The 4,132-nt window shown below is 60.7% G+C and carries 4 protein-coding genes; all 4 read left to right on the top strand.

The window, feature by feature from the left end; genetic code table 11:
• The coding region (locus tag AC4FAH_RS01050; protein ID WP_490245561.1) for a ProQ/FINO family protein at nt 1-549 on the top strand (549 nt) is incomplete at its 5' end.
• A gap of 419 nt (nt 550-968) precedes the next feature.
• Nucleotides 969-1,958 carry a TRAP transporter substrate-binding protein gene (locus tag AC4FAH_RS01045; protein ID WP_225347130.1) on the top strand — a complete coding sequence of 330 codons (990 nt, stop codon included), beginning with the start codon at nt 969-971 and terminating at the stop codon, nt 1,956-1,958.
• A 97-nt stretch (nt 1,959-2,055) separates the two neighbouring features.
• The gene (locus AC4FAH_RS01040; protein ID WP_153636387.1) at nt 2,056-2,640 is read left to right on the top strand and encodes a TRAP transporter small permease; all 585 of its coding nucleotides are present in this window, start codon (nt 2,056-2,058) and stop codon (nt 2,638-2,640) included.
• Nucleotides 2,637-4,022, top strand: a complete 1,386-nt coding sequence (locus AC4FAH_RS01035) for a TRAP transporter large permease (RefSeq protein ID WP_043331424.1) — start codon at nt 2,637-2,639, stop codon at nt 4,020-4,022. Before AC4FAH_RS01040 ends, AC4FAH_RS01035 begins: the two co-directional genes overlap by 4 nt.
• The last annotated feature ends 110 nt before the right edge of the window (nt 4,023-4,132 follow it).

Raw genomic sequence — 4,132 nt, 5'->3', positions numbered from 1 at the left:
AGTCAGCCGGCAGCTGCCGCGCAGACAACGACGGCTGCTGATTCGTCCGAGGCTCAGGCGTCGCAAGCCCAGACGCCGCAAGCTCAGGTACCGCAGGAGCAGGAGGCGCAGCAGCAGAACGAGGCTGAGCAGGGCGAGGCCCCGCAAGCACAGCAGGCTTCTCAGCCTGAGTCGGCGCCTTCTCCCCATGCGCTGCTCAAGCAGTGGTACAAGCGCTATCCGGATACCTTCTTCAAGGGCCACACCCGGCCGCTGAAGATCGGCATCCATATCGAGCTGCTGGAAAACGAGCCCTGGGATGACAAGCTGGTGCGACGCGCGCTGGCGGGTTATGTCCATCTGCCGCGGTATCTGAAGGCGGTACGGGCGGGCACGCAGCGCGTGGACCTCTCGGGTCAGTCGGTGGGTGCCGTGACGGAAGATGAGGCACGCCATGCCCGTCAGCAGCTCGATGAGCTGACGCGTCAACAGAAGGCGCGGGAAGAGCAGGCGACCGATCAGCGTATCAGCCACAAGCTCAGCGAGCTGATGACCAAGCACCGCCCCTGAACACAGTCCTCGAGAACCGTCCCTGAGAACCGTTCCTGAGAATGTGTTGGCAGGTGATGTGACAGCTGGTGAAGACGCTCGATCGACAATGATCGGTGCTAACAGACAAGGCCCCTGTGCGGATTCCCGCACAGGGGCCTTGTCGTTGGTGGGCGGAAATCCGCACAACTCCTCACAGATCGCCGGCGGCCCGCGGAATTCGGCTCACTTGTGCGCGAGTTGTATGCGAACTGTGCGTCTTCAACTTATTGAATTGTCTGGATTGTCTCGTCTATCTGGCGGCTGTGGCGCAATGCTCGCAGGGTCTCGGCTATCCCTGCTCGCGCCGCACCTCTGCGCGGCTTCGTGTCGGAGCCGCGCAGACGGGATATCGAATGCCCTACAAGACCAACAATATCCGCAATTCAAGAGGATTCGCCATGCGCCTTATCAAGCCAGCCCTGACCGCCCTGAGTGCTGCCATCCTGTTTGCCTCAGCGACGGCCATGGCCGACCCGATCACCATCAAGTTTTCCCATGTGGTGGCGGAAAATACCCCCAAGGGCCAGATGGGCAAGAAATTCCAGCAACTGGTGGAGGAGCGACTGGGCGACAAGGTGGAAGTCGAGCTCTACCCCAGTTCGCAGCTGTACGGGGACGACAAGGTGCTGGAAGCCATGCTGCTGGGCGATGTGCAGCTGGCGGCACCGTCATTGTCCAAGTTCCAGAAATATACCGATCAGCTGCAGGTCTTCGATCTGCCCTTCCTGTTCAAGGACATGGGCGCTGTCGAACGCTTCCAGAGCAGCGAGACGGGCCAGTCATTGCTGACGTCGCTGGAATCCAAGGGGTTGGTGGGGCTCGGTTATCTGCATAACGGCATGAAGCAGCTGTCCGCGTCATCGCCGCTCAAGACACCGGGGGATGCCGACGGCAAGAAATTCCGCATCATGACCTCCGATGTGCTCGAGGCCCAGTTTGACGCGGTGGATGCCGTCTCGCTGAAGAAGCCGTTCTCCGAGGTCTTCATCCTGCTGCAGACCAAGGCCATCGACGGTCAGGAGAATACCTACTCCAACATCTACTCCCAGAAGTTCTTCGAGGTGCAGCCGTACATCACCGAATCCAACCACGGCGTGCTGGATTATATGGTGGTGTCTTCGGCGCGCTTCTGGAATGGCCTGCCGGATGACGTGCGTGGTGAGGTCAAGTCGGCGCTCGATGAGGCCATCGTCTACGGCAACCAGCTCTCCGAAGCCAAGAACATGGAGGCCAAGCAGGCCATCATCGATTCAGGCCAGAGCGAGATCATCACGCTCGACGATGCCCAGCGTCAGCAGTGGGTCGACGCCATGAAGCCGGTATGGGGCGAGTTTGCCGACGACATCGGCCAGGACATCGTCGACGCCGCGGAAGCTGCCAACCAGTAAGCCATCAGGCCATCCATCACTTGCCCCATCTTGAGCGCCAGGACATCGGCGATCTCGCGTGGGGCAAGTGTCCTTGAGCGACATGAGGATTTTTGCCATGGCACTACGATGGCTTCACAAGGCGGAAGAGACGCTGTTCTCGCTGCTGCTGGTAGCGATGGTGCTGCTGGTCTTCGTCGAGGTGGTGTTGCGCTTCGTCTTCAATACCGGCATCAGCTGGTCACAGGAGGCCACGCTGTATCTGGCGGGCTGGTTCGTGCTGATCGGCGTGTCCTGGGGCGTCAAGCAGGGCGCGCACATCGGCGTGGATGTCGTGGTCAAGATGCTGCCGATGCTCTGGCAGCGCGTGGCGACCTTGCTGGCGCTGGCGATCTGCATGGCGTACTGCGTGATGCTGCTGGTCGGCAGTTATGAATATCTCTCGCTGATGAAGATGATCGGCATCGAGCTTGAGGACATCGCGATTCCCAAGTGGTACGCCCTCACCATTCTGCCCATTGCCATGTTGCTGCTGATGCTGCGCTTTGCTGTACTGGGCTGGAAGGTGATTCGTGGCGATGCCAGTGGCTTCGGCTTTCATGACGAAGGCGAGGACAGCATGCATCTGGTGCAGTCGGACGCGCCGGATGGCCAAGACAACGGCGATGCTGGCCGTGACAGTGATCAGGGAACACCACGATGACCATAGCCACTCTGTTTGCGCTGCTGTTCGGCGGCATCTTTCTCGGCATGCCGATCGCCTTTGCGCTGGGCTTCTCGAGTGTCACCACGATCCTGCTGTTTTCCAGTGACTCACTGGGGTCGGTGGCGATCAAGCTGTTCGAAGCCCTGTCGCATCACTACACCCTGCTGGCGATCCCGTTCTTCATTCTCTCCAGCACCTTTCTCTCGACCGGTGGCGTGGCACGTCGCCTGATCACCTTCGCCACCGATGCCATCGGCCACGTGCGCGGTGGACTGGCGATGGCCTCCGTATTGGCATGCATGCTGTTTGCCGCCGTGTCCGGCTCTTCTCCGGCCACGGTGGCGGCGATCGGCTCCATCGTGATCGCGGGCATGGTGCGCCAGGGCTATACCGAGTCCTTCGCGGCGGGCGTGATCACCAATGCCGGGACACTGGGCATCCTGATTCCGCCGTCCATCGTGATGCTGGTGTATTCCGCCGCCACGGAAGTCTCGGCGGCCAAGATGTTCATGGCCGGCCTGATTCCGGGCCTCCTGATGGGCGGTATTTTGATGGTCGCCATCTATATCGCGGCGCGGATCAAGAAGTTGCCGGCTCAGCCTTTCCCCGGCGTACGGGTGCTTGCGCGCTCTGGCCTGATCGCCATGGGCGGTCTGATGTTGATCTTCATCGTGCTGGGCTCGATCTATGGCGGCGTGGCCAGTCCCACCGAAGCCGCGGCCGTGGCCACGGTGTATGCCTGGTTCATCGCCGTGGTGGGCTATCGCGACATGGGGCCGTTGAAGAACGTGCCGTGGCGCAAGGGCAACGAAGCCTGGGGGAGTGCGGGGTTGCGCGCGCTGTGGCAGGTGCCTGCCGGGCTTCTGGGGTCCTTCACCGATCAGGAGGTCAAGAAGGTGGTACTGGATGGCGCGCGCGTCTCGATGATGCTGTTGTTCATCATCGCCAACGCGATGCTGTTCGCGCATGTACTGACCACGGAGCGCATTCCGCACACCATCGCCGAAACCATCATCGGCTGGGGGCTGCCGGCGTGGGGCTTCTTGATCGTGATGAATCTGCTGCTGCTGGCGGCGGGCAACTTCATGGAGCCCTCGGCCATTCTGCTGATCATGGCGCCAATCCTGTTCCCCATCGCGACGCAGCTGGGGATCGACCCGATCCATCTCGGCATCATCATGGTGGTCAACATGGAGATCGGCATGCTGACACCCCCCGTAGGGCTGAACCTCTTCGTGACGGCGGGGATCACCGGCAAGCCGATGACCTGGGTCATTCGGGCAGCATTGCCGTGGTTGTCGCTGTTGCTGCTGTTCCTGGTGTTGATCACCTATGTGCCGGCTATCTCGCTGTTCCTGCCCAACTGGTTGAGCAGTTGAGGATCACTGCCTGCTGACAAGGTGCGATGGAAAGATTGATTGATGACAGAGCTTGATGACAGAGCTTGATGACAGGGAGGGCGACTGGGCTTGTTGACTGGATTTGATGA

The sequence above is a fragment of the Cobetia sp. genome, assembly GCF_983723665.1.
Note: the sequence above shows the minus strand (reverse complement) of the source record. Positions and strands in the feature narration are given on the sequence as shown.